Source organism: Ensifer sp. ENS02 (assembly GCF_014851885.1).
Lineage (GTDB): Bacteria > Pseudomonadota > Alphaproteobacteria > Rhizobiales > Rhizobiaceae > Ensifer > Ensifer adhaerens.
This window is the reverse complement of sequence record NZ_JACVAO010000004.1, coordinates 112509-138927: the sequence shown is the minus strand read 5'-3', so window position 1 is coordinate 138927 and position 26419 is coordinate 112509. Positions and strand designations below refer to the sequence as shown.

Below are 26419 nucleotides of genomic sequence, written 5' to 3'. Positions count from 1 at the left end.
AATCGCCCATGTGCAATCGTTTGCATATTCAGTTTGCGGCAGGGCAGTTGAGGAGCTGGCCTGCCGTCGATCGAACAGTGCGCAAGTTTCGTCCGGCGTGGCCGGGCGATTTGTTTTTCGCTTCAATGCAAACGATTGCGCGCAAATGTCTGGGAGGAGACAAAATGGGACTCAATCGGCTGATCGCGGCAGCAACCGTCAGTGTGCTTTCGGCAAGCACCGTTGCGAGCGCTGCGGAAACAATACGGATCGGCGCATCGCTGCCGATCACCGGTGGCCTTTCGGTCAGCGGCGAGAAGCATAAGCGGGGCTACGAACTCTGCAACAAGCTCATCAATGAAGCGGGCGGCATTCTCGGCAAGCAGGTGGAGCTGATCGTCAGCGACAATCGCTCCGACCCTGCGACGGCCATCAATCAGTACGAACGCTTCATCAACGTCGACAAGGTCGATGCCGTCTACGGTACGTTCTCGAGCCGCTTGACCTTTCCGGTCGGCAACGTTCTGTCCAAGTACAACATGGTTCACCCGGTTCCCTCGGGCGGTGCGCTCCGGATCTATGCCCAGGGCTACAAAAACCTCTTCTATTTCCAGGTCAATGCTGCCGAATACACAGGCAAGGACGTGATCGGCCTCCTGAAGGAGATCAAGGATCCGGCGGATGCGCCGAAGACAGTCGCCGTCGTCCATGCCGACGACTTCTTCGCCAATGCGATCGCCACCGGCCTTCTCGGCCAGAAGGTGATCGATCCCGCCAACGACAAGGAAATCGCCGACCTCGCGCCCGGTTACTTCAAGGAAGCTGGCATCGAGGTGGTGATGGAGGAGAAGTGGCCCGAGGAAGGCTTCAACGACTGGCTGAACCTTGCCAATTCGATCAAGCGCTCCGGCGCTGAAATGATCGTCGGCCTGACGGCTTCTGCGGAAGAGGCGGTCCAGCTCATGCGGGCGCTCAAGACCGTCGGCGCATCGGCAAAGCTCGTCTATCTCAGCCAGGGTGCCCAGACGGAGTTCATCGAGGGTGTGGGGAACGACGCGGCCGATGGCGTCGTCATCCACACCACCTGGCACAAGGATGTTCCGTTCAAGAGCACGCTTGCCGGAAAGCCCTTCGACAACGCCGATTTTGTGAAGGCGTTCGAAGCCGAATATGGTGTCGAGCCGGATGAAGACAGCGCCATCCCTTTCGCCGTCTGCCAGGGTATCGAGCAGGCCATGGTTGGCGCCGGCAGCACGGATAACGCCAAGATGGGCGAATGGCTGCACGCCCGCACCAAGGAACAGCCTGTCCAGACAGTGCTCGGCGATTTCAGCTGGGACGATCTCGGCCTGCCCGTCGAAAAGTCGCACATCATGACCCAGTGGCAGGATGGCAAGCTGACCTTCGTCTACCCGACCGGCCAGTTCGAGGGTATCGTGCCCTTCCGCTATCCCAAGTCCGGTTTCTGACCCTTTGCGAGGCAGAGGAGGGTGTTTCGCTCGCGAGGCGCCCTCCCGATTGGCAGGCATCTACTACCCAATTTCTAGTACAAGGAGATCGCGCGGATGCTCGAGGTTAAGAACCTGTGCAAGCACTACGGCGGAATTCGCGCCGTGGACGGCGCAAGCTTCAAGGTCGAGAAAGGCTCGATCACGGCACTCATCGGGCCGAACGGCGCCGGCAAGACCACGGCCTTCAATTGCATCAGCCGCACCGTCGTCCCGACCTCGGGCGAGGTCTGGCTGGATGGCGAGCGGATCGACAATCTGCGTCCGCACAAGATCACGGCAAAGGGCCTGAGCCGGACCTTCCAGATCTCGCGCAACCTCGCTGACATGACGGTGCTGGAAAACGTGATCGTACAGGCGCGCTGCCGCGGCTTTGCCGACCTGTTCCGGCCGGCGGTCTCGGCGGAAGAGCGCGACAAGGCAATGTCGATCCTCGATTTCCTCGGGATCACCCGCATTGCCTACGAGGATGGGCACAACCTGTCCTACGGCCAGAAGAAGCTGATGGATCTGGCAGCGCTGCTGATGGCCGATCCGAAAATCATCCTGCTCGACGAGCCCGCCGGCGGCGTCAACCCGACGCTGCTCGAAGAGATCGTCGGCCACATCCGGGCGCTCAACGCCAAGGGCCTGACGGTGCTGATCGTCGAACACAACATGGACCTGATCATGCGGCTCTCGCACCGCGTCGTGGTCATGGCGCACGGGCGGGTAATCTGCGACGGCACGCCCGATGTGGTGCGTCGCGATCCGCATGTGCTCGAAGCCTATCTGGGCGGCGTACTGGAAGAGGAAGCGGCCTGATGAGCGATCTCCTGCAAGTCACCAATATCACCGCCGGCTATGGCGACGGCCCGGCCATTCTCGATGGCGCGCGGCTGACGGTCGAGCCAGGCAAGGTCCACTGCATCATCGGCCCGAACGGCGCCGGCAAATCGACGCTGCTGAAAGCGATCTGCGGCATGCTGACGATCCGCAAGGGCGACGTCATCTTCAAGGGCGAGCGGCTGAACGGCCTGCGCCCCGACCAGATCCTGCGCAAGGGCATCTGTTTCGTACCGCAGGAACGGGCGCTGTTTCCGAAGATGACGGTGCGCGAAAACCTGCGCATGGGCGGATATGTGCTCAACGACGCAAAGCTTCGTGACCGCCGCATCGACGAAATCCTCGAGCGCTTTCCGGTGCTGCGCGAGCGCGCCGACCAGCATGCCGGCACCATGTCGGGCGGCCAGCAGCAGACGCTTGCGATGGCGCGCACGCTGATCGTCAAGCCCGACATCGTCATGCTCGACGAGCCCTCCCTCGGGCTGGCGCCGAAGATCGTGCAGGAGATGTTCGACATCATGAAGATGATGTCTCAGGAGGGCGTCACCGTCCTGCTCGTCGAGCAGAACGCGATGATGGGCCTCAAGAATTCCGACTGGGGCGTTGTGCTCGATCTCGGCCGCACCCTCTTCGAGGGGCCGGCCGAGGCGGTTCTGGCGGACCCGCGCATCCAGGAACTTTACCTCGGCGGCCGCAAGGTCGCGTAGCGGAGGACGTGATGACAGACATTCTTCAGATACTGATACTCGGCCTCGCGCTCGGCGGCGTAATCGCGCTGATGGGGTCCGGACTTTCGCTGGTCTTCGGCGTCATGCGCATCGTCAACCTGGCCCATCCGTCGCTGATCATCTGCGGCGCCTATGTCAGCTATTGGGCCTTCAAGCTCTGGGGCCTCGACCCGATCGCCACGCTGCCGATCGCGGCACTGATCATGGCGGCGATCGGCGTGCTGCTCTATCGCCTGATGTTCGAGAGCCAGGCCAAAAGCGCCCGCTACTCGGAAATGACGGTACTTCTTACCTTCGCGCTGGCGATGATCGTTGAAGGCTTCCTCGGCGCCGCCTTCACCAACACCCAGCGCGTGACCTCGCCGGAATATGCGACGGACGCCTTCTTCATCGGCAGCCTGTTCATCCCGAAAGGGCAACTCTATGCCGGCTGTGTGTCACTCGCGATCATCGGCGCGCTGACGCTGTTCCTCAACTACTCGCGGCTCGGCTACGCCATCCGCGCCACCACGCAGAACCGCGAGGCCGCCGAACTGCTCGGCGTCAACGTCAACCTCATCAGCATGATCGCCTTTGCAATAGGCATCGGGCTTGCAGGTGCTGCCGGTTCGCTGGTGAGCTTCGTCTTCAGCTTCTTCCCCGCCAAGCAGTGGGAATGGATTGCAATGCTGATGTCGGTCGTCGTCCTTGGCGGCATGGGCAGCGTGCTCGGCACCGTCGTCGCCGCTCTTCTCCTGTCGGTCATCGCCGCATTCGTCGGCACCTGGGTGGGCGCCACCTGGTCGACCATGACCTTCTTCCTCGCACTCTTCGTCATCCTGCTGATCCGTCCCCAGGGCCTGTTCGGCGAAAAACCGGAGTTGGCATAATGGCCGTAAACCTACAACAAGCCGACGCGAGCTCGGTGCTCGAGGCCCGTCGCATTCACAACCAGAAGCTTGCGCGCCAGCATGACCAGACCCGCGCCACATGGTTCCCTCTCACCGTTCTCGGTGTGCTGCTCGCCCTGCCGCTCCTGCAACTAACCGGCAACTACAACTACCTGCTGCACCTTGTCCTGTTCACGGCTTCTTATGCGGTCATGGCCAGCGGCTGGAACATCATCGGCGGGTTCGCCGGCTATATCTCGCTCGGCCACGCGGTGTTCTTCGCGATCGGCGGCTATTTTTCAGGCGTGCTCCTGGCGCGATACGGCATCTCGTCGCTCTTGACGGCACCGCTCGCCGGGTTGGCGGCCGCGGCCTGCGGCTATCTAGTCGGCCTCATCACGCTGAAGGTTCGTGGCCCGAGCTTCATCATCTCGTCGATCGCGCTCCTGATGATCGCCCGTATTCTGTTCGACCACTGGGAGTTCATCGGCGGCGCCAACGGCCTGTCGCTGCCGGTAACCGATCTGCCCGTTCAGACGGCGAAGCTGCCCTACTACTACGCCTTCGTGCTGATGGCTGCCTTCACCGTGTGGGCGACCTATCGCATCAAGCATTCCAAGTTCGGGCTTGGCCTGCGCGCGCTCTCCAAGGACGAGGTCAAAGCGGAAAGCGCCGGGATCAACACCCGCTTCTACAAGGTGCTGGCCTTCGCATTGTCCGCCTTCTTTGTCGGCATGGCCGGTGCAGTCTGGGGTGAGTATCTCACCTATCTCCGGCCGAACATCTTCCTGATCATCCTCGTTTCGGCAAACCTGGTGCTGATGTGCATTCTCGGCGGCAAGGGCACGATTGCGGGGCCGGTCGTGGGCGCGATCCTGATCGTCGCCTTCAACGAAATCTTCGTGGCGACCCTCGGCGCCTCCGAGATCAACATTCTCGCGACCGGTTTCGTCATGGTTCTCGGGCTGATGTTCTTCCCGAACGGCGTGATCGGAACGCTCGCCCGCAAGGGCAAGCTGCCCCGCGTCCTCAACTGGGATTGAGAGGCGACGATGCAGGACTTCATCCTCTACAACGCCCCTCAATCGACGTGCAGCCAACGGGTGCGATACGTTCTCAACGCCAAGGGCCTCGCCTTTAAGGAGCACAAGCTCGATCTCTTCACCGGTGACCAGCTCAAGCCCGAATATCTGGCGATCAACCCGAACGGCGTCGTGCCCTCGCTCGTCCACCAGGGCCGCGCGGTCACCGATTCCGCCGTCATCATGGAGTATCTGGAAGACATTCTCCCTGGTGGGCTTCGGCCAAGGGACGCCTTCGGCGCGGCGACGATGCGGGCAATGATGCGCTTCATCGACGAAGTGCCGACACCGGCGATCCGCGTGCCTTCCTACAACCTCGCCTTCCTGCCGCACTATCAGGCGATGACGGCGGAGGAGTTCCAGGCGGTCTGCGATGCAAAGCCGCTTCGCCGCGAGTTCCTGATGAAGATGGGGCGAAGCGGCTTTCCCGAGCCGGAAATGGAAGAAGCGCTCGGCCGCCTTGAGCGCGGCGTTCAGCGCATGGCGGCGTGGCTTTCCGACAATGGCGGGCCGTGGGTCATGGGCGATCAGCTGACGTTGGCGGATATCGCGATCATGCCGGTGATCGTCCGGATGGACGATATCGGACTGTCCTCGATGTGGGCGGAGATGCCGGCGATCCAGAGATGGCTCGATGCCATCCGCGCAACCGGCGCCTTCGCTGAAACCTATTACTACGGGTCGCTGCTGACCGAAAAATATCCGCACCTGAAGACGGCCAAGCCCGAACTTCGGCTCGCCGGGTCCGGCCTGTGACGCGGAAAGGAGAACAGGGATGAACAGCCATATCAGCCCCGAGGCAAAACTGATTTCCAAGGAGGCCGACGTCACGCCGACGGTGCTTGCCGCCATGTCGCGCGGCGACGATCCGCGGCTCAAGCAGATCATGGACACGATGGTCAGGCATTTGCACGCCTTCCTGCTGGAAGCGCGCCCGACCGAGGCGGAATTCGAGTACGCCCTGCGCTGGATCACGGCGGTCGGCCAGGCGACCAACGAGGCGCACAACGAGACCGTGCTTGCCGCCGACGTGCTCGGCGCTTCGACGCTGATCGACCTGATCAACAATGACGGCATGCAGGGCGAGACGCTGTCAGCGCTCTTGGGGCCGTTCTATCGCGGGGGTGCGCCGAAATGCTTAAACGGCGACTGCATCGCCCGTTCGGATACGCCGGGATCGCAGCTCTACTTCACCGGGCGAGTGACCGATCCAGCCGGCCGACCCGTCGAAGGGGCGACCCTCGATGTCTGGCAGGCGTCCCCGGTCGGGCTTTACGAGAACCAGGACGAGACCCAGGACGACTTCAACCTGCGCGGCCGTTTCACCACGGATGGCGACGGTCATTTTCACTTCGTGTCGGTGAAGCCGGCAGGCTATCCGGTTCCGACCGACGGGCCGGTTGGCGACCTGCTGCGAGCGCAGAAGCGGACACCGATGCGTCCGGCCCACATCCACTTCATCGTCTCGGCGCCGGGCTACAAGACGCTCGTCACCCAGATCTTCTCCGACAGTCACGAGGCCCTGGTCAACGACGTGGTCTTCGGCGCGAAGCAGCAGATCGTCGGGAAATTCTTCCGCCACGATAGCCCGGACCCGGAGTTTCCGGGCGCCGCGGCGCCCTTCTACAGCTGCAACTATCACTTCAAGCTGGTGGAGGGTCAATCGGTCCTGCCGCTGCCTCCGATCTCCGGAAAGAAGGTGGCGCACCATGGCTGAGAGATCAAACAGGTCGCGCCCTGGCGCGGGAGGCTTGTGATGCAGCAGAACGTCATCATCACCTGCGCGGTCACGGGCAATCTTACGACGCGGGAAAACCATCCCGGACTTCCCGTCACGCCCGAAGAGATCGCCAATGCCTGCCTGGAGGCGGCCGATGCCGGCGCGGCGATCGCCCACATCCACGTGCGCGATCCGGTTACGGCAAAGCCCTCCATGGAGCTAAAGTACTACCGCGAGGTCGTCGAGCTCATCCGGGCCAAGAACACGGCGCTGATCCTCAACGTCACGACCGGGCCCGGTGGCCGCTACCACCCGAGCGACGAGAACCCGGCGGTCGCCGGACCACGCACGACGCTGATGCGGCCGGAAAAGCGGGTCGAGCACATCGTCGCGCTGAAGCCTGATATCGCCACGCTCGACCTCAACACCATGACCTTCGGCTCCGAGGTCGTCATCAACACGCCGGCCAACGTCAAGATCATGGCCGACATTATCAACGAGGCGGGCTCCAAGCCGGAGCTTGAGGTCTTCGACACCGGCCACATCCAGCTCGCGCAGGACCTCCTGAAAGCCGGCGTGCTGAAGTCGCCGGCGATGTTCACGATCGTCACCGGCGTCAAATACGGCTTTCCCTCGACCACCGACGTGATGGCGACCGCGGCGCGCATGCTGCCCGGCGACGCCGTCTGGACCGGCTTCGGCGTCGGTCGAATGTCGTTCCCGATGGCCGTTCAGGCCTATCTGCTCGGCGGTCACGTTCGGGTTGGCCTGGAGGACAACTCCTACATCGCCAAGGGCGTGCTCGCCAAAGGCAATGGCGAACTGGTCGAGCGGGCAAGAGACCTGATCGAGAAGCTCGGCGGCCGGATCGCCGAGCCCTCCCAGGCCCGCGAAATTCTCGGACTGCGTGCATAGGCATCGATTTCTGCAAGGAGGCATAGAATGAACATTCAGGTGGACGCGAAGATCGCCCGAGCGCTGAGGGTGACGGAAAAATCCCCCGATCTCGACAATCTCAAGATCGACGTCGTCGATGTCGCGGTGCCGCGGCCGGGTCCCGGGCAGGTGCTGGTCGAGATCGTCGCGGCGGGGGTCAATCCCAGCGACGTGAAGGCATCCCTCGGGCACATGCCGCACGCCATCTGGCCGCGCACGCCGGGCCGCGACTTCGGCGGCATCGTGCGCGAAGGACCGTCGTCGATGATCGGCATGGAAATCTGGGGCGGGGGCGGCGAACTCGGCATCACCCAGGACGGCAGCCACGCCAAATGGATGGTGCTCGACCAGAAAGCGGTGCGCGCCAAGCCTGCGAATTTCACCATGCAGGAAGCGGGCTCGATCGGCGTGCCGTTCATCACCGCCTTTGAGGGCCTGCGCGAAGCCGGCGGCGTGCAGCCGACGGATGTCGTGCTCGTCTGCGGCGGCAACGGCAAGGTCGGGCAGGCGGTCATCCAGCTCGCGACCATGGCCGCCGCCAAGGTCTTTGCGGTCGAGTACAATGAGCAGCCGCTTCTGGCGCACACCAACGCGCCGGTCGAAATGCTCAACAGCGCCAAGGATGACGTTGCGGCGATCGTGCGCGAAAAGACCGGCGGCCACGGGGCCGACATCGTCTTCAACACGGTCGGCAGTCCCTATTTCGAGATCGCCAACAACGCGATGGCGAAGCAGGCGCGCCAGGTCTTCATTTCCACCTTCGACCGCGCCGTGCCGTTCGATATCTTCAACTTCTTCCGCGGGCGTCACAAATATATCGGCATCGACACGCTGGCGCTGTCGTCGGTCGAGGGTGCCCGAATCTTCGACAAGCTCAAGCCGAAGTTCGAGGAAGGCAAGTTGAAGCCGTTCCCGATCAATCCGGCGACCGTCTATGGCTTTGCCGACGCCGCCAAGGCCTACGCCTCGGTGCTGCGCGGCACGCCCGAGCGCGTGCTGCTGGTGCCCTGAGGAGGAGCGGACGATGCAGGTGACGCGCTACGGCGATGCCAGATCCTATGAGGCGCCGGAGCACTACGGCATGCACTGCCTGCGGCTCCAGGGAAAGGAGGCGACGGCAACCGATACGATCTGGATCGGCCTGTCGCACCTCCTGCCCGGTGGTCATACGTCGCTGAAGGACGCCACGGTCGAGAAGATCTACATCGTCGTTGCCGGAGAGGTGACGGTCGAAACCGGCAGCGAGTGCGTCACGCTCGGCTTTCTCGACAGTTGCCGGCTTGCGCCCGGCGAGGCGCGTGCGCTCGCCAACCGCACCAATGCGCCGGCGTCCATCCTGCTCGCCATGCCGACCTGAGCGCCGCCGCAGAACGGAGAATATTTGATGGTTTCATCGGGTCTTTACCAGCTGGGCGCGCGCGCGCCGCGCGTTCCCGCCAATGGACGATTTTACGTCGCGCCCGGCGCCGTGGTGATCGGCGACGTGTGGCTCGAAGAGGATGTCAGTATCTGGTTCAACGCCGTCTTGCGCGGCGACAACGAGCCGATCATCCTTCGGCGCGGCTGCAACGTCCAGGACGGATGCGTCGTTCACACCGATCCCGGATACCCCGTGGAGATAAGCGAGGATGTTACCGTCGGACACAACGCCACAATTCACGGATGCCGGATCGGCAAGGGAAGCCTCGTCGGCATGGGGGCGGTGATCCTCAACGGCGCGCAGATCGGTGAGCGATGCCTGATCGGCGCCGGCGCATTGGTGCGGGAAAACATGGTCATCCCGGACGGCTCTCTGGTCCTCGGGGTGCCCGCCCAGGTCGTGCGCGTTCTTGACGGAAAGACGGCCGAAGCTTTGTCGATCGGGGCGCAACGCTATCGCGCGAAAGCCCGGAGCTATCCCGGGGATCTCCAGCCGGTCTCCGTCGAACACGTATCGTCGGGGGCGGACCCAAGCAATTACATCATGCGGGAGAACATGCATGACGCAGAATGAGAACCGATTGGTCAGTGTCGTCGAGCATTGGCTCCCGCGCATGGAGGTCGCCGGGATCCCGTCGGCAACCGCACGTGCCGTCATCGAGCGAGCCGGCGTCTGGCAGAAGTGGCTTGCTGCCTGGAGCGAGGAGGGCGAGCGTCACGCAGAGCTCGGCGCTGCGGCTCTGGTCGCCGGCCGCAACGTGACCGCCGGCGAAGCCTATGCCCGCGCCAGTCTTTTTTATCATTTCGGACAATTCATGGCCTTCGAGGATCTGGAGGCAAAGGCGAGGGCCGCCACGCGAAAGGTGGAACTCTACCGTCTCGCGGCACCCTTGCTTGATCCGCCTGGCGAGATGGTCGCTGTGCCCTTTGAGGACGGCGAGCTTCGGGCCGTTCTTCGCGTGCCGAACGGAGACGGCACACACCCGCTGGCGCTGATCATCCCGGGCTCGGATTCGACCAAGGAGGAATTCCCGGCCTTCGAGCGGCATTTTCATGCCCGCGGCGTTGCGACCCTTTCGCTCGACGGTCCCGGCCAGGGTGAGGGCCGTTCGATGGGTACGCTGCGCCCGGACATCGGTTCGGCGGTTGAGGCGGCCATCCGGTCGGTAGAGGCGCACCCGCGCCTTTCGGGCAAGGTCGCGCTCGTTGGCATGGCCTTCGGCGGCTTTCTTGCCCTGCGCGCCGCCGCGTCCGTGCCAACGCTCGCCGGCGTCGTCTCCATCAACGGCTTCTTCGATCTCGGTGGGTTCTGGGACGCGCTGCCGCAGGTCTATCGCGACAACATGCGCTTCTCGCTCGGGGGCGCGGATGTTCGCGAACGTGCCGACCGTTTCACGCTGGCGCGCTGCCCGCCGCCGACCGCCCCGGCGCTCATCCTCCACGGCGGACGCGACAAGATCTTTCCACCCTCCGAAGCGGTAAAATGCGCAGATATCTGTGCGCGTGGAGCCGAACTGCACATCTTCGAGGATGGCAACCACGTCTGCAACAACATCCCCTGGCTCTACCGCCCGCTTGTCGCCGACTGGGTGGCGGAGCGCACGCGCGTGTGACCGTCGAAGACGGACGCTTCGCCGTTCACGGCATGGCCGTGGAAGGGCTGCGTCACGCGTCCGGCAAGGTGAAGACGGCGCAGGGTGCTGCGATGCCGCGCAAGGGATGCTCGCCGAGCGGCAGCAGCGGCGTCGACGCGGCCTCAGCCACGGCACCGGAGATCAGCACGGAGCAGCCGAGCGGCCGGCACAGGCCCTCCAGGCGGCTGACGAGATTGACCGCCGGGCCGATGGCTGTGAAGTCGAGCCTATCGGCGGCACCTATATTGCCCCAGAGAATGTCGCCGAGGTGCAGGGCGACGCCGAAGGAGAGCGGCGGTAGCCCCTCGGCCTGCCGGGCCTGGTCGAGATGCGCCATGCCGGCGCGCGCGGCGGTGACCGCGCGCAAGGCCGCGTCGCAGGCTTCGCTCGGCGAGCCGCTCACCGGAAAGATCGCCAGAACGCCGTCGCCGATGAATTTCAGCACCTCGCCGCCAAAGGCATGGATCGCGCCGGCGAGGCGATCGAACCAGGCGTCGAGGGCCGCGATCACCACGGCGGGTTCCGATGTTTCGGACAGCGCCGTGAAGTTGCGCAAATCGGCATAGAGCAGGGCCGCGCGAATGGTTTCACCGGTGCCGCGGGTGAGCGCTCCGGCGCGGACACGGGCGGCGCTGCGGCGGCCGAGATAGGCGTCGAGCAGAGCGGTGAGCGCGGCCCGCTCGGCAAGAACCGCCAGGGGCGCGACGGCAAAGCGCGCGACATCACCAAGCCGCGCCGTCTCTTCCGGGCCGAACGGGCGCGTCCCGGCCCAGCCGAGCGGCGCGCGTTCGTTCCCCGAACCGGTCGATTGTTGCAGCAGTGGCCCGAGCCCGGCCAGCCACTCCTCTCCCGCCCGGTCGGAGACGGCGCCGGCAAAGCCCAGGCTCTCGATCACCACGCCGGTCTCGGCTCGCCAAAGCCAGGTGCGGCGGGCGATGATCGGATGCGGCACGGCGAGCGTAAGCGCGCCGCCCGAGAGCGGCAGACCGTCGGCGACGAGCCGGCGGCCAATGTCGGACAGGAATCGGTCCGGCTCCTGCGAGGCGCTTGCCTCGTCCACGAGCCAGGCAAGGGGGGCGGACAAATCCATGCCGAAGAGGATAGGGTCGAGCGCCCTATGGACAAGCCCTTTCCCGCCGCCGCGCTGCGCGCAAGTCAGGGGCGGACGGTGGCGCCGTCCGTCACGGCGGTCTATGATTGCGGCAGCCTGCAGAAGGACTCTCAAGCCGCAGGCAGGCCAATCAGCAAAGGGAAGACCGATGCCAGAAGCCCTCGTCGTCCGCCGCGAAGCGCATATTCCGGCGCCACCCGCCGCAGTGTTCGCTCTTTTGACCGACCCGGAAAAGATCCTGCGCTGGATGGGAACGGAGGCCGACACCAAGGCGGAGCCCGGCGGTCTCTATCTCGTCAACGTAACCGGGGCCCGTTTTGCCCGCGGGTCTTTCCGCGAGGTCGTGCCGGTGCATCGGCTCGCCTATAGCTTCGGCTGGGAAGGCAGCGACATTGTCCCGCCCGGCTCGAGCCTGATCGAGATCGACCTGATCGAGCAGCCGCCCGGAACATTGCTGCGCCTTACGCAAACGGGTCTGCCCAGCGCCGAACAATGCGCCGGCCATGCGGAAGGCTGGGCACATTATCTGGAGCGGCTGGGCCAGGTTGCGTCGGGCCGCGATCCAGGCCCCGATCCCTGGCTCGGCCGCGACGGCGCGGCTTGATGCAGACGTCCCTTGCCTGCCACGACTGGGCCTGAAGGCTTGACGACGGCGTTGGAATGCCATGTTGCTTGGGATTGGCGCGAACCTGCTTTCACATCTTATTGATGCCAAATCAGGACGTTAGGCGGTACATGTCATTGCGGTGCGCTGGCTGAACGCGCCGGGACATGTATGAGTTTACTCGGGATGGGAGCGAATGGACGACAACAACATCATCAAATTTGAACGACCAAAGCCGAAAAAGGAGGCGAAGCCGGCCAGCCCTGTGCCGCGGAAGGCGTTGATTTGGCTGGCACTGATAGCCGCCTTGGTTGCGGTGTGGTCGTACTATCAGTTTATCGCGCCGCCGAGCTTGCCAGGCTAACAACGCTACAGACCGGCGGTTGGCGAGCGGCACGCGCTCCTCGCTTGGTCTGTCTGCAGACACGAGCGCACAATTCGCGAGCTCGCCACCGCCTTCGCTCACTTCCACATGGAGCGCATGCGGGCGCCGACGTCGATGCGGATCTGCTTGGCGCTTCGCTCGCTGGCGCTTGCCGAGATCTTCGGCCAGCTCGTCGTCTCGAAAAACTGAAGCAATGTCGCCGGGATGAAGCGGGTTCGCGAGGCGTAGACATGCCGGTCGCCCTGGGCGTTCTGGCCGTGGGTGAAGAAGCGCTGCGGCGTCACCAGGGAGAGATGATCGCGTGCCCGTGTCATGCCGACATAGAGCAGCCGCCGCTCCTCTTCGAGTTCGGCAGTTGTACCCACGCCGAGATCGGACGGAATGCAGCCGTCGACGACGTTGAGCATGAAGACCGAGCGCCATTCCTGGCCCTTCGCCGAATGGATGGTCGACAGGATCAGATAGTCCTCGTCGAGCAGCGGCACGCCCGCCTGGTCGCTCGTGGCATCGGGCGGGTCAAGGGTCAGCTCGGTCAGGAAACGTTCGCGGTTCTGGTAGCCGCCGGCAATCTGCTCGAGCTGCAGCAGGTCGGCCTTGCGCGTGTCGGCGTCTTCATGGATCCGGTCAAGATGGGGCTCATACCAGGCGCGCGCAGCGCCAATCTCCTGCGGCCATCCAGGCTCGGCCCGTCGCAGACCGGACACCAGGTCGACGAAGCCGGTCCAGTTCTCGCCGGTCTTGGCGGGAGGCGGGATCTCAGCAAGAGCCGCGAGTGGTTCCGGATCGGCGGCGATCGCATCGAGGATCTTTCCAGCGGTCTGTGGGCCAATACCGGGCAGCATCTGCAGCAACCGGAAACCTGCGACGCGATCACGCGGGTTCTGCGCGAAGCGCAGGACTGCGAGCAGGTCCTTCACATGGGCGCTGTCGAGAAACTTCAGGCCACCGAATTTCACGAACGGAATGTTGCGGCGGGTGAGTTCGACTTCGAGCGTTCCGCTGTGATTGGACGAGCGAAAAAGCACCGCCTGCTGCTTCAAGGCGATACCGATCTCGCGGCCAGCGAGAACCTGCTCCACGATGTAGGCGGCCTGATCCGCTTCGTCCTTGACGGCGACGAGCAACGGGCGCTGCTCCGATTGCCTGTCCGTCCAGAGGTTCTTGGTAAATCGCTCCCGCGCCAGGCCGATCACGCCGTTCGCAGCGGCGAGGATCGGCTGCGTCGAGCGGTAGTTCCGGTCGAGGGTGATGACGTCGGCAGGCTCGGGCGAAAAGGCGTTCGGGAAATCGAGAATATTGCGAACCGTCGCAGCCCTGAAAGAATAGATCGACTGGGCGTCGTCGCCAACGACCGTCAATCCGTGGCCGCCCGGTCTGAGCGACATCAGGATCGACGCCTGCAGCCTGTTGGTGTCCTGATACTCGTCGACAAGAACATGATCGAAGCGTCCGCCGATATCTTCGGCAAGCTCCGGATCGGAAACCATCTGCGCCCAGTAGAGCAGGAGATCGTCATAATCGAGCACGTTCTGCGCCTGTTTGGCATCGACGTAAGCCGCAAACAGCGCCTTGAGCTGTTCGTCCCAGCCGGTGACCCAGGGATAGGCCGACTTCAATACGTCGCCAATCGAGCTTTCAGAGTTCACGACGCGCGAATAGATCGAAAGGCACGTTCCCTTTGTCGGGAAGCGGCTTTCCGTCTTCGAGAAGCCGAGCTCGTGGCGCACGAGGTTCATCAAATCGGCGCTGTCCTCCCGGTCGTGGATCGTAAAATCCGGGCCGAGACCGATTTGTTCGGCGTAGATGCGCAGGATCCGGGCGCCGATGCCATGGAAGGTGCCGGCCCAGGAGAGCGCGTCCGTCATGACTGCAGCGTTGTCGCCAAGGACCTGGCGGCAGATGCGCGCGACCCGGCGGGTCATCTCGGCTGCTGCGCGTCGAGAAAAGGTCATCAGCAGAATGCGGCGCGGATCGGCACCGTTGACGATGAGATGCGCGACGCGGTGGGCGAGCGTATTCGTCTTGCCGGAGCCGGCACCGGCGATGATGAGAAGCGGGCCGCCGACCTGTCCTTCCGGCAAGCCGATACCGTGCTCGACCGCCTCACGCTGGCGGTCATTGAGTTTTTCGAGATAGGCGGCGCTCATGCGTTCCCGTTCGTTTTCGTCGCACTCAGTCACTGCCCGCATCGATTTGCATCCAAGAGTCGGGCAGGAACAAAGAAAGAACTAGCAATTTAGCATCCAGATGAAAACCCTGACGTCGCCGAGTTTTCGCTCCTGCAACGTCGGAATGTCACTCTTCCAAGGTTTTGATGACCTGCGAGATCGCCGATAGGCTTGATTGCTGCAGGTAAGGCCAATCGGCCGTGGATCGAGATCTGTCGCGGGTGATCGCCGGCTTATCGATCGGCCTATACCTATGGCTGTGCGCCGCACGAAGAACGCGCGACGGCTTGTGGCCTTATATAGTAGATTAGAAATATGCTCCGCTCCTGCGTCCACTCGAAAGAGGAAGAGCACATGGACGAACGGAGCGTTGAAAATACCTGCGAGGCCACCGGCTCGACCGCCGAATTGCAGGAGATTGCGCGCAAGCTGGCGTCGCTCGCCCAAGAGATCAGGTCAATTGCAGCGACCCCGCTCGGCGAGACGGTCGTACTCGACGAAAGCGGCGATGGATCGGAAACGGCAGTCGACTGATGTCGGCCGCGGGGCAGCGGCTTTACTTGTTCGGTACAGGCATTCATTCCTCAATTGGGAGATGGCCGTGATCTGCCTGCGCGCTTAGAACCAGCCTACGGTGGCGACCTTGGGATATTCGGGACGTCGATACGAGGCGACGCCTTCGAATATCCCTTGGCGCGTCAGCAGACGCTGGTGTCTGTTCAGGGGCAGCATTGAGCTCGTCACGCCACGACCGTCATCGTCATTTCGATGTAGGCGGCAAGGCACAGGGCTGAAGCCAAGATGCCCGGCGTTGAAGGCACGGCTTGCATTATTTTCGCGAAGAACATACCGCCGGCGATGAGCAATCCGCCGAAAAGCAGACCGTGTTCTGCAACAGCGAGGCCGATGGCGCAGAGGTTCACGGCACTCGCAACCATGGTGAGGGGCGCTGCGGCCAGCGCAGCGTTCGATTGAGCCAGGAAGATGAGCCTGAAACGCGGCCAGCTGAGGCCGATGGCGAGAACGATGAACACCAGGGAGATGCCCATCAGCATGCTCCTGCGAGAGTGGACTCGATCGATCCGGCCTGCTTGTCTCGGGCCGAAAACACGTCGCCGACAGCGATGAGGACCGGGTTGTCGTAGCCGATCTCCGCTATGCCCAAGGGGATTGTCGCGAGCGCGCCGCGCCAGCTGCGTTCCGTCGGACGGCTGACATCGCTCATGATCACGGCCGGTGTTTCAGGTGAACGGCCTTCGCCGATAAGCTTTTCGGCAATCAGCCCCGCCGTTCGGCCACCCATGTAAAAGACCGCCGTGCTGCGCGGATCGGCAATGCCTCCCCAGTCGACATCATCGGGCAGGCCGCCGTGGCGGGAATGACCGGTCACCAGCCGAAGCGACTGGGCATAGTCGCGATGGGTCAGCGACAGACCGAGACGGGAGGCCATGGCGCTTGCGGCAGTGATGCCGGGGATAACGTCGACGGAAATGTTCTCGCGGTCGAGATGGGCGATTTCCTCGCCGGCCCGGCCGAAAACCATGGGGTCGCCGGATTTCAGCCGCACCACGCGTTTCCCAGCCTTGGCGAGCTTGACCATCATGGCGTTGATGTCTTCCTGCCGGCAGCTTTCGCGGCCGCCGCGCTTTCCGACGAGCATGCGCTTTGCCTCCCGCCGGGCGAGTTCGAGCACGTCTGAAGAAACGAGGTCGTCGAAAAGGATGACATCGGCCGCTTGCAGCGCGCGCACGGCCTTCAGCGTCAGGAGTTCGGCATCGCCCGGTCCCGCGCCGACCAAAGTCACGTGACCGATGGCGGGGGCTCCCGCGAGCCTTTCGGCATCAGCAAAAAGCACCCCGCCTACGCCCTCCTCCGGCGTATCCATGGTCGAAAAGACGCGATCGGCAAAACGTTCCCAGAAGAGGCGGCGCCGGGGACCGGGTTCGATCCGGCGGTTCACCGCTCCACGAAGAGACTGGGCCAGCGCTGCCCAGGCCTTCAGGCTTTTCGGCAGCAGCGTCTCGATCTTGCGGCGGATCGTCTGGGCGAGGATCGGGGCGGCGCCATCGGTCGAGATTGCAACGATGACGGGCGAGCGGTTGACGATCGAGCCGAACTGGAACTCGCAGAAGTCCGGCTGGTCGATGACGTTGACCGGAACGCCCGCCGCGCGGGCGGCGGCGAAGAATGCCCGCGCCTCCGCCTGGTCCTCGCAATCGCCGACGGCGAGCGCGGCACCGTCAAGATCGGCGGGCGCCCAGTGCCGGCGGTTTAGCGTGACGCTGGCGGTGGGGTGTTGCGGGGTACGGCCGGCAAATGCCGCGAGCGCCTCGTCGTTCCCTTCAGCGTAAAGGTCGACGCGGGCGCCGCAGGCGGCCAGAAGCTCGACCTTCCACATCGCTCCGTCCGTTGCACCGGCCACCACGACGCGCCGGCCCTCCAGCGCCCAGAAGACGGGCAGCTTGGCGAGCGCCTCCATGCGGGCGGGTCCGTCACTCTGCGGCTGCTGCAAGACATCCATCGATGATCCCCCTGATTTCGGCGCGGCATGAGCCGCAATTGGTTCCGGCATTGAGCGCCACGCCGACGGCCTCGACGCTGTGGCAACCGCCGCGTACGGCCGCGACGATCTGGTTGACGCCAACACCGAAGCAGGAGCAGACGGTGGCGCCGGGATCCGGCTTGTCCGCCCCCGGACGGCCCGCGACGAGCGCGAAGCGCTTGCGCAGATTGGCGTGGTCAGCGCCGAGTTGTGCGATCGCCCAGTTGCGCGCGACGGCGACCGGTTCGCGCGCTAGGAAGAAGGCCGCGAGAAGCTGCGGACCATCGAAGAAGGCGAGCCTGATGTCGCCGGTCTGTGCATCCGCATAGCCGAGCGGCTCTACGCCTTGCGGGATCGCAAGAACGCGGCGGCACCAGCCGGCCCAGTCGTCCACCGGCTCGGCAAAAGCCAGTTCCAATCGCCAGCCGCCAGCCGCCTTCGCCAGCGCCCAATAGGCAGCATCTGGATCGACCGGCTTTGCCAGCGAGACAGCGAAGGCGTAGTGCGTCGCCTTGAACTTTCGCGCGGCGACTGCAATGTTCTTCGATGCCGGCTGGCCGGAAAGACGATCGGTGATCGGCGGCACGAGGACATCGATGCGTGCCTTCGCCGCAAACTGGTCGTTCCAGTGCATCGGCGCGAAGATGCTGCCGCGCGCCTGGCGCTCGGTGATGAGCGCACGCACGAACGCCTTGCCCTCAGGGCTTTCAATCTCGATAAGGTCGGCGTTGCCGACGCCGATCTCCATCGCATCACGCGGGTGCAGTTCCGCAAACGGTTCGGCGATATGGGCCGAGAGGCGCGCGCTTTTGCCTGTGCGGGTCATCGTGTGCCACTGGTCGCGGATGCGGCCGGTGTTGAGCGTGAACGGGTAATCGGCATTGGTGCGGTCGGTCTCTGCCGGGCGAACGGCCACGAACCGGCCTCTGCCGTCAGCGTGATAGAAGTTGCCCGCCGCAAAGAAACGGCTTTCGGCGCGCTTCTGGCCTTGCCGTTGGGGCCACTGGAAGGGCGTCAGCCCGTCGTAGTCCTCAAGCGCAAGATCGGCATAGGCGCCAATGTCGAAATCGCGGCTGCCGGCATTTTCGAAGGCCGAGAGCGCGGCATGTTCGCGGAAGATCGCGGCGGGCGCTTCGTAGGCGAAAGCATCGGTATGGCCCAGGCGGCGACCGACCTCGGCCAGTTGCCACCAGTCCGCCCGGGCTTCTCCCGGTGCGGCGAGGAACGCCCGCTGGCGCGAGATGCGGCGTTCGGAATTGGTGACCGTGCCGCTCTTTTCCCCCCAACCGAGCGACGGCAGCAGCACATGCGCGTGGCGGGCGGTATCAGTTTCTTTCAGGATGTCGGAAACCACGACGAAGGGACAGGCCCTGATCGCGGCCTCGACGGCGTCGGCATCCGGCATCGAGACGACGGGGTTCGTTGCCATGATCCAGAGCGCCTTGACGCGACCGTCTGCCACCGCCCGGAAGAGATCGACGGCCTTGAGCCCCGGCTTTTCGGCAATCTTTGGCGAACGCCAGAAGCGCTGGACGCGATCGCGATCACCGGCATCTTCGATCGCCATGTGTGCGGCGAGCATGTTCGCAAGCCCGCCGACCTCGCGGCCGCCCATCGCATTCGGCTGCCCCGTCAGCGAGAACGGCCCCATGCCCGGCCGGCCGATGCGGCCGGTCGCAAGGTGACAGTTGAGGATCGCGTTGACCTTGTCGGTGCCCGAAGACGACTGGTTGACGCCTTGGCTGTAGCAGGTCACGACCTTCTCGGTTGTCGAAAACAGCCGGTAGAATTCGCGCAACTGCATCGCCGGAAGGCCGGTCCGCTCGAGCACGTCGTCGAACGAAACACCGCCTGCTGCGAGCAAGGTATCACCGAAGCCGGCCGTATGCGCCGCGACATAGTTCTGGTCGACGGCATTGCTGGAAACCAGATGTGAGAACAGCCCGACGAAGAGCGCCACATCGGCGTCGGGCCGGATCGCGAGATGCAGGTCTGCGATATCGGCCGTCATGGTGCGGCGCGGATCGATGAGAACGATTTTGAGGCCCGGCCGTTTCGCCTTGGCGGCGGCAAGGCGCTGGTAGAGGACGGGGTGGCACCAGGCAAGGTTCGATCCGGTAAGTACGACCAGATCGGCCAGCTCCAGATCCTCATAGGTCCCGGGTACCGTATCCGAACCGAAGGCACGGCGATGACCGGCAACCGACGAGGACATGCAGAGACGTGAATTGGTATCGATGTTGGCGGAACCGACAAAACCCTTCATCAGCTTGTTGGCGACGTAGTAGTCTTCGGTGAGCAGCTGGCCGGAGACGTAGAAGGCGACCGAATCCGGGCCGTGTTCGGCAATCGTTTCCGCAAAGCGTGCGGCGACGAGGTCGAGCGCTTCGTCCCAGCCAGCCTGGCATCCGTCGATCTCCGGATGCAGCAGCCGACCGTCGAGGTCGAGGGTCTCGGCGAGTGCGGACCCCTTGGAGCACAGCCTGCCGAAATTGGCGGGATGGTCGGCATCGCCGCGCACGGCGACGGCGCCGTTGTCATCGACCGTCGCGATGACCCCGCAGCCGACGCCGCAATAGGGACAGGTGGTCTTGACCTCCTTTTCCATGGTCATTCCGCCGCAATCAGCAGGCTTTCGAGCGCAATGAACAGCACGCCGCCGTCAATACGCACCGGAATGGTGCGCACCGCGCCTTCGTCGGCCCCGAGCGCCTTGCCGGTTTCGAGCGAGATCGCCCAATTGTGCAAGGGGCAGGTGACCGCCTTCGCGTGGACGATGCCTTGTGACAGCGGCCCGCCCTTGTGCGGGCAATGGTCCTCGATGGCGAAGACCTCGTTTTCGGCTGTGCGGAAGACGGCGATCTTGCCCTGAGGCGTCTTCACGCAGCGCGCGCCTCGCAGCGGAATGTCCGAGATGTCGCCGATCGGGTGCCAGGTCATGTTCATCATCTCACTCCGCAGCTTGGGGGAAGCCGACCGTCGCCATCGGCCGGAACTCGTGTTTGTCCTTGCCGGAGACGCGCTCCGACCAGGGGTCGACCTGGGCGAATTTCTGGCTGAAGACGAAGCGGTCGTAGTAGGCCTTGCGCTTGTCCGTATCCTCCATGATCTGGCGGCGGATCTCGTCCAGCCCGACTCGTTTCGCCCACTTGTAGATGCGCTCGAGATAGCGGGCCTGCTCGCGGTACATCTGCGTCAGCGCCACGATGTGTTCCAGCGCCTCGTCCTCGCTTTTCACCAGGCCAAGTACCTCGGTGCCCTTGATGTCGAGCCCGGCAGCACCGGCGAAATGGATCTCGAAGCCCGAGTCGACGCAGATGACGCCGATGTCCTTGCAGGTGGCCTCCGCGCAATTGCGCGGACAGCCGGAAACCGCCATCTTCAGCTTGGCGGGCGTCCAGGAACCCCACATGAACTTTTCGATCCGGATGCCAAGCCCGGTGGAATCCTGCGTGCCGAAGCGGCACCAGTCCGAGCCGACGCAGGTCTTCACCGTGCGCAGACCCTTGGCATAGGCCTGGCCCGAGATGAAACCGGCCTTGCCGAGATCGGCCCAGACGGCCGGTAGATCTTCCTTTTCGATCCCGAGCAGGTCGATGCGCTGGCCGCCGGTCACCTTCACCAGCGGAATTTCGAACTTGTCGACCACGTCGGCGATGGCCCGCAGCTCGCCGGAATTGGTGACCCCACCCCACATGCGCGGCACGACGGAATAGGTGCCGTCCTTCTGGATGTTGGCGTGAACGCGCTCGTTGATGAAGCGCGATTGGTAGTCGTCGGCATATTCGTCCGGGAAATCGCAGACGAGGTAGTAGTTGAGCGCCGGGCGGCACTTGGCGCAGCCGCAGGAGGTCTTCCATTCCAGCTCCTGCATGACCGCGGGAATGGTCTTCAGGCCCTTGGCCTTGATCAGCCGACGTACGTCGTCGTGGCCGAGATCGGTGCAGCCGCACATCGGCTGGACGGCGGCCGGTCTGTAGCTCTCGCCGAGCGTCAGCGTCATCAGCTGTTCGACAAGGCCGGTACAGGAGCCGCAGGAGGCCGATGCCTTGGTATGGGCGCGCACCTCGTCGAGCGACGTCAGGCCCTTGTCGGCAATCGTGGAAACGATCTTACCCTTGCAAACGCCGTTGCAGCCGCAGATTTCCGCATCATCCGGCAAGGCTGCAACGGCCGCCATAGGGTCCAGCGGAGCGCCTCCCTGGAAGGCCTGGCCGAAAATCAGGGTCTGGCGCATCTCGGAGACGTCGGTCTCCTTCTTCTTCAGATCGTTGAACCAGGCGCCGTCGGATGTTTCGCCATAGAGCACGGTGCCGATGATGCGGTTGCCCTTCAGCACCAGCCGCTTGTAGACGCCGGCCGTGGCGTCGCGCAGGACGATTTCCTCGCGGTCGTCGCCATCGGCAAAGTCGCCGAGCGAGAAAAGTTCGATGCCGGTGACCTTGAGCTTGGTCGGCGTGTCGGAATGGACAAAGGCGGCGGAGCGGTCGCCAGCCAGATGCGAGGCGGCGACACGGGCCATCTCGTAAAGCGGCGCGACGAGGCCATAGACCATGCCGCCCACTTCCGCACATTCGCCGAGCGCCCAGATGCGGCCATCCGAGGTCTGCATGCCCTGGTCGACGACGATGCCGCGGTTGATCGCAAGGCCGGCTTCCTTCGCAAGGCCGACACTCGGCCGAATGCCGACGGCCATGACGACGAGCGTCGCCGGAATGATGCGGCCGTCGTCGAGCTCGATGCCTTCGACCCTGCCGTTGCCGACGATCGCCTTGGTGTTGGCCTTGCAGATGATCTTGATGCCGCGGCCTTCCAGCTCCTTCTCAAGGAGATAGCCGGCGGCCGGGTCGAGCTGGCGGTCCATCAGCGTCGGCATCACGTGAAGAACGGTGACGTCCATGCCGCGACCGGCAAGGCCGGCGGCCGCTTCAAGGCCGAGCAGGCCGCCGCCGATGACGACGGCTTTTTCGCGCGACTGGGCGGCGAGCAGCATGGCCTGCACGTCATCGAGATCGCGATAGGTGATGACACCGGGCAGGTCCTTGCCGGGCACCGGCAGGATGAAGGGCACCGAACCGGTCGCGATCACCAGCTTGTCATAGCTTTCGGTCACGCCATGGTCGGAGGTCACGGTTTGGGCATCGCGGTCGATCGCGACGATGCGATGACCCTTGTAAAGCGTGATGCCGTGTTTGATGTACCAGCCGTCGCCGTGGATGATGATCTCTTCGTAATCCTTTTCGCCCGACAGCACCGGCGACAGCATGATGCGGTCGTAGTTGACGCGTGGTTCGGCGTTGAAAATGGTCACGTCGTAGTGCCCGGGCGCCTTTTCCAGCAGGTGCTCCAGCATGCGCCCCGGCGCCATGCCATTGCCGATGATGACGAGTTTCTCGGTCATGGTCTGTCCTTGTCTGTTTACGCGGCAGCAGCCGTCGGCAGGGTGAGCGCGCGGCGTTCCATCTGGCGGATCGAAAGATGCATCCACAGGAGCGATGCGACGACGACGGCAAAGAGAAGCAGGAAGCAGCTCGACCACAGGCCGGTCGCGTCCTTGAGCAGGCCGAAGGCGATCGGCAGCACGAAGCCCCCGAGCCCGCCGACCATGCCGACGATGCCGCCGACCGCCCCGACGTTTTCCGGGTAATAGGCCGGGATGTGCTTGTAGACGGCGGCCTTGCCAAGGCTCATGACGAAGCCGAGCACGAAGACCGTGACGATGAAGACGGCAGGCGTAATGCCGAAGCCGTGGCCCTCGCCGGCGGCCGGCAGCGACAGGATCAGTGTTGCCACCGCCGAGATGCCGAGCATCCAGTACATGACGCTACGCGCGCCCTTGCGGTCGGAAAGCACGCCGCCGAAGGCACGGAAGACGCTGCCGGGGATGGAGTAGGCGGCTGCGACCATGCCCGCCACGGCGATATCGAAGCCGTAGACGCCGACGAGATAACGCGGCAGCCAGAGCGAGAGGGCGACGAAACCGCCGAAGGCGAAGAAATAGTAGAGCGAGAAACGCCAGACCTGGGCGTTCTTCAGCGGTGCGAACTCCTGGAGCAGGCTGCGCTTTGGCAGCTGGCGCTCGCGGCGGCTGCGGAAGGCCGGATCGTCGCTTGTCGTGAACCAGAAGACGAGTGCCGTGACGACGAGTGCGGCCGCCCAGATCTCGGCAACCGTCTGCCAGCCCCAGGCAATGAGGACGAAGGGCGCCAGGAATTTCGTCACCGCCGCGCCGACATTGCCGGCGCCGAAGATGCCAAGCGCCGTGCCCTGCTTTTCCGGCGGAAAGAAGGGCGAGACATAGGCGACGCCGACCGCGAAAGAGCCGCCGGCAAGACCGATGCCGAGGCCGGCGAGCAGCATCTGCGGATAGGTGGTGGCGTAGGTGAGCAGAAAAGTCGCAAGGGCTGCGGCCAGCATCGTCAGCGTATAGACGAGGCGCCCGCCGTAGCGCCCGGTCCAGACGCCGAGCAGGATGCGCACCAGTGAACCGGTGAGGATGGGCGTGCCAACCAGCAGGCCGAACTGCGCTTCGGTGAGCGCGAGGTCCTGCTTGATGCGGATGCCGATGATGGCGAAGATCGTCCAGACGGCGAAACAGATCGTGAAGGCAAAAGTGGACATCCACAAAGCCGTGGCGGGTTCGCTGGCGGATAATGGCTGCTTGTTCTCAGACATGGCTTCTCCGAGGCCCGACAAGGTCGTGCCGCTCCATCTTGGGGGTGAAAAACAAAAAGCCGCTGGCCAGGTATGCCCGACACGGTTCGCTCCGTGTGCGCAGTCCTGATCAGCGGCTTTGCTGGTAGGGCGCCCGTCGTTGGACACCGATCTCTTGGCCCGAGGGCCTGAGAATATAAAAGCAATCAGCGTGCCAGTTTTGGCAAGCTATTGATCTAAAAGAAAAAGTGAAATCGTCGGCCTGGCGTCATCCCGGTGGGTGACATTCCTTGGTGCAGTGCGAAGCCATTTTTTGTGCAATGCGCATAAATTAGGCGTCGCGCATTCAGCCTGCAGACTGGGCAGCGATGTAGGCATCGAGGTCGTCGGGATCGAAGCGTCCGCCATCGAAGAAACCATCCGGCCCGAGCGTCAGCGCGCCCGATGAGCCGACTGGGGTTTCGACGGTCAAGGCGCCTTCCACCTTGGCGCTTGCCGACGGCATGGCGATACCAAGGTGCTTCAATGCGGCGCGGTAGATGTCCGGCCGGTAGGTTTCCGCGGCGATGCGCTGGCGCTCTGCCGCATGCTCGATCTGCCGCCAGCGCACCATCTGGGTGTAGAACCAGAGGGCATGGCTCTTCCAGGGGAAGGTCGCCGCCTTGGCATTCGGAACGAAGAAATCTCTGACCACCCGGACCTCACCGCCGCCGACCGGCAGCGTGCCTTTGAGGGCGGGAAGAAGCAGTTCGGCGTCGCGCCCCACATAGGCAGGCTTTGCCAGAAGGGTCGCGAGTGCCTCGTGGTTATCCGGGCGGGCGCACCAAATTGACGCCTGATGAAGCGCCACGAGCAGGGCGGCCATCGCCTCCGGGTTGGCCTCCCCCCACTTTGCGTTGACGCCAAGCACCTTCTCGGGGCTCGACCGCCAGATCGCCGCCTTGACGGTGGCGAGATGTGCGCCGCGGCGAAGCACGCCGAAGGTGTTCCAGGGCTCGCCGGCGCAATAGCCGTCGATCACGCCTTCGGCGAGCGCATCGCCCATGTCGGGTGGCGGCAGCACGACGATCTCGATATCACGGTCCGGATCGATGCCGCTCGCCGCCAGCCAGTAGCGCAGTTCGTAATTGTGCCCGGAATAGGGATGCACGACGGCAAAACGCAGCGGCGCGCCCGCCTGCGCATCGATCGCCTTGCGCAGGGCTGCACCGTTCGCGCGCGCATCGAGATCCGTGGTCGCGCCGTTTTCCGCCATCCTTTGCCAGAGCGCCGGAGACACCGTCACCGCATTGCCGCCGAGACCCAGCGACATCGGCACGATCATTTCAGGGGCAGGCACATTGAGGCCGAGATTGCCGGCGATCGGCATGGGCCCGAGAATATGCGCCACATCGACATGGCGAACCGCAAGTCGGTCGCGGATGCTCGCCCAGGAGCGCTCACGCAGCAGGGTCAGGTCGATCCCCTGTTCTTCGGCAAAGCCCATCTCGCGGGCGACAACGAGCAAGGCGCTGTCGAGGAGCGGCACGAAACCGGCGGTGATGGCGTGGCGCGTCGTCATTCCTTTCCTCCCGGATCGAGCAGGCTTGCCGCCGTGACGAGGCTTTGGGCGATGTCGACGATCTTGCGGTTCTGGTTCATCGCCGTGCGGCGCAGCAGCGCATAGGCCTCTTCCTCGGAGAGCCCGCGCGAGCGCATCAAGAGGCCCTTGGCGCGGTCGATCACCTTGCGGTTTTCCAACTCGCCGCGGGTTTCTTCCAGCTCGCGGTTGAGGCGGGAGAAGGCGTTGAAGCGGCTGATCGCCATCTTCAGGATGGGGCGCACCCGTTCCTGCTTCAGACCGTCGACGATATAGGCCGAGACCCCGGCCTCGACAGCCGCCTCGATGGAGGCCTCGTCGGACTTGTCGACGAACATCGCGATCGGGCGCTTCACCGCGCGCGAAAGCTGGAAGATGCTTTCCAGCATGTCGCGGTTTGGGTTTTCGAGATCAATCACGATGACGTCGGGATTGAGGTCCGCGATACGCCGCGCCAGGCCGTGCATATTGTCGATGACGGTGACATGGTCATAGCCCGCGTCGCGCAGCCCGTCCTCGATGATGGCGGCGCGGATGCGATTCTCGTCGATGACCAGGACGTTTAGTCTGCTGTGCTGCATGCCACGACCGCATTCTGACCAAGCTTGACCTGCCGTGTCGGCTCTTTTTGCAATGCAGCATGGCGGGTCCGAAAGCAAGGGCGATCTTTCGGATG

Annotated in this window: 25 protein-coding genes; 15 read left to right on the top strand and 10 right to left on the bottom strand. The window is 64.0% G+C overall.

Annotated elements, in window-relative coordinates; translation table 11 throughout:
* The first annotated feature begins 164 nt into the window (after positions 1–164).
* The 12 genes from IB262_RS10275 to IB262_RS10220 all read left to right on the top strand — a co-directional run bounded on the left by IB262_RS10275 (position 165) and on the right by IB262_RS10220 (position 10679).
* The gene (locus IB262_RS10275; RefSeq protein WP_034789825.1) at positions 165–1448 is read left to right on the top strand and encodes an amino acid ABC transporter substrate-binding protein; all 1284 of its coding nucleotides are present in this window, start codon (positions 165–167) and stop codon (positions 1446–1448) included.
* Positions 1449–1544: 96 nt separating this feature from the next.
* Positions 1545–2291 (top strand): ABC transporter ATP-binding protein, encoded by a 747-nt coding sequence (locus IB262_RS10270; RefSeq protein WP_034789824.1) that lies wholly within the window; start codon positions 1545–1547, stop codon positions 2289–2291.
* A complete protein-coding gene (locus IB262_RS10265; RefSeq protein ID WP_034789822.1) occupies positions 2291–3019 on the top strand; it encodes an ABC transporter ATP-binding protein in 729 nt (242 codons plus the stop codon). The genes IB262_RS10270 and IB262_RS10265 overlap by 1 nt, the downstream gene beginning before the upstream one ends.
* 11 nt (positions 3020–3030) lie before the next feature.
* Positions 3031–3909, top strand: coding sequence for a branched-chain amino acid ABC transporter permease (locus IB262_RS10260; RefSeq protein ID WP_034789820.1), 879 nt, complete (start codon positions 3031–3033; stop codon positions 3907–3909).
* Positions 3909–4952, top strand: coding sequence for a branched-chain amino acid ABC transporter permease (locus tag IB262_RS10255; protein WP_034789818.1), 1044 nt, complete (start codon positions 3909–3911; stop codon positions 4950–4952). Before IB262_RS10260 ends, IB262_RS10255 begins: the two co-directional genes overlap by 1 nt.
* A gap of 9 nt (positions 4953–4961) precedes the next feature.
* A complete protein-coding gene (locus tag IB262_RS10250; protein ID WP_051659176.1) occupies positions 4962–5747 on the top strand; it encodes a glutathione S-transferase family protein in 786 nt (261 codons plus the stop codon).
* 19 nt (positions 5748–5766) lie between these two features.
* Positions 5767–6708, top strand: coding sequence for a dioxygenase (locus IB262_RS10245; RefSeq protein WP_034789816.1), 942 nt, complete (start codon positions 5767–5769; stop codon positions 6706–6708).
* 39 nt (positions 6709–6747) lie between these two features.
* Positions 6748–7626 (top strand): 3-keto-5-aminohexanoate cleavage protein, encoded by an 879-nt coding sequence (locus IB262_RS10240; protein WP_034789814.1) that lies wholly within the window; start codon positions 6748–6750, stop codon positions 7624–7626.
* Positions 7627–7653: 27 nt separating this feature from the next.
* A complete protein-coding gene (locus IB262_RS10235; protein ID WP_192493538.1) occupies positions 7654–8658 on the top strand; it encodes a zinc-binding alcohol dehydrogenase family protein in 1005 nt (334 codons plus the stop codon).
* A 13-nt stretch (positions 8659–8671) separates the two neighbouring features.
* Positions 8672–9004, top strand: coding sequence for a cupin domain-containing protein (locus tag IB262_RS10230; protein ID WP_034789812.1), 333 nt, complete (start codon positions 8672–8674; stop codon positions 9002–9004).
* 114 nt (positions 9005–9118) lie between these two features.
* Complete coding sequence (locus tag IB262_RS10225) at positions 9119–9640, top strand: gamma carbonic anhydrase family protein (RefSeq protein ID WP_348646896.1); 522 nt, start codon at positions 9119–9121, stop codon at positions 9638–9640.
* Positions 9627–10679, top strand: a complete 1053-nt coding sequence (locus tag IB262_RS10220) for an alpha/beta fold hydrolase (RefSeq protein WP_034789810.1) — start codon at positions 9627–9629, stop codon at positions 10677–10679. Before IB262_RS10225 ends, IB262_RS10220 begins: the two co-directional genes overlap by 14 nt.
* A 52-nt stretch (positions 10680–10731) precedes the next feature.
* Here IB262_RS10220 and IB262_RS10215 read toward each other — a convergent pair whose 3' ends face one another.
* Positions 10732–11790: an adenylate/guanylate cyclase domain-containing protein gene (locus IB262_RS10215; RefSeq protein WP_034789808.1), complete on the bottom strand. Its 1059-nt coding sequence runs from the start codon at positions 11788–11790 to the stop codon at positions 10732–10734.
* A gap of 169 nt (positions 11791–11959) precedes the next feature.
* On the opposite strand from IB262_RS10215, the gene IB262_RS10210 reads away from it, so the two are divergent.
* Both IB262_RS10210 and IB262_RS10205 read left to right on the top strand, forming a co-directional pair.
* Positions 11960–12415 (top strand): SRPBCC family protein, encoded by a 456-nt coding sequence (locus IB262_RS10210; protein ID WP_034789805.1) that lies wholly within the window; start codon positions 11960–11962, stop codon positions 12413–12415.
* Positions 12416–12611: 196 nt separating this feature from the next.
* Positions 12612–12779, top strand: coding sequence for a hypothetical protein (locus IB262_RS10205; protein ID WP_089042981.1), 168 nt, complete (start codon positions 12612–12614; stop codon positions 12777–12779).
* 98 nt (positions 12780–12877) lie between these two features.
* On the opposite strand, the gene IB262_RS10200 is transcribed toward IB262_RS10205, so the two are convergent.
* On the bottom strand, positions 12878–14947 hold the full coding sequence (locus IB262_RS10200; RefSeq protein ID WP_034789803.1) for an ATP-dependent helicase: 2070 nt from the start codon (positions 14945–14947) through the stop codon (positions 12878–12880).
* Positions 14948–15322: 375 nt separating this feature from the next.
* Between IB262_RS10200 and IB262_RS10195 the strand changes: the two genes are divergently transcribed.
* A complete protein-coding gene (locus IB262_RS10195; RefSeq protein WP_034789801.1) occupies positions 15323–15502 on the top strand; it encodes a hypothetical protein in 180 nt (59 codons plus the stop codon).
* Positions 15503–15708: 206 nt separating this feature from the next.
* Here IB262_RS10195 and IB262_RS10190 read toward each other — a convergent pair whose 3' ends face one another.
* From IB262_RS10190 to IB262_RS10155, 8 genes are all read right to left on the bottom strand, one after another.
* Positions 15709–16023: a hypothetical protein gene (locus IB262_RS10190; RefSeq protein WP_034789799.1), complete on the bottom strand. Its 315-nt coding sequence runs from the start codon at positions 16021–16023 to the stop codon at positions 15709–15711.
* Positions 16017–17489, bottom strand: coding sequence for a siroheme synthase CysG (gene cysG / locus IB262_RS10185; RefSeq protein WP_192493536.1), 1473 nt, complete (start codon positions 17487–17489; stop codon positions 16017–16019). Before cysG ends, IB262_RS10190 begins: the two co-directional genes overlap by 7 nt.
* Entirely contained in the window at positions 17461–20118 is a 2658-nt protein-coding gene (locus IB262_RS10180; RefSeq protein ID WP_034789796.1) for a nitrate reductase, read from the bottom strand. The genes cysG and IB262_RS10180 overlap by 29 nt, the downstream gene beginning before the upstream one ends.
* 2 nt (positions 20119–20120) lie before the next feature.
* Positions 20121–20450, bottom strand: a complete 330-nt coding sequence (gene nirD / locus IB262_RS10175) for a nitrite reductase small subunit NirD (RefSeq protein ID WP_034789883.1) — start codon at positions 20448–20450, stop codon at positions 20121–20123.
* 10 nt (positions 20451–20460) lie between these two features.
* A complete protein-coding gene (gene nirB, locus IB262_RS10170) occupies positions 20461–22911 on the bottom strand; it encodes a nitrite reductase large subunit NirB (RefSeq protein WP_060643607.1) in 2451 nt (816 codons plus the stop codon).
* A gap of 17 nt (positions 22912–22928) precedes the next feature.
* Entirely contained in the window at positions 22929–24185 is a 1257-nt protein-coding gene (locus tag IB262_RS10165) for a nitrate/nitrite transporter (RefSeq protein WP_034789792.1), read from the bottom strand.
* Between the two features lie 325 nt (positions 24186–24510).
* Positions 24511–25725 carry a CmpA/NrtA family ABC transporter substrate-binding protein gene (locus IB262_RS10160; RefSeq protein ID WP_034789783.1) on the bottom strand — a complete coding sequence of 405 codons (1215 nt, stop codon included), beginning with the start codon at positions 25723–25725 and terminating at the stop codon, positions 24511–24513.
* Entirely contained in the window at positions 25722–26324 is a 603-nt protein-coding gene (locus tag IB262_RS10155; protein WP_034789780.1) for an ANTAR domain-containing response regulator, read from the bottom strand. The genes IB262_RS10160 and IB262_RS10155 overlap by 4 nt, the downstream gene beginning before the upstream one ends.
* Between the last annotated feature and the right edge of the window lie 95 nt (positions 26325–26419).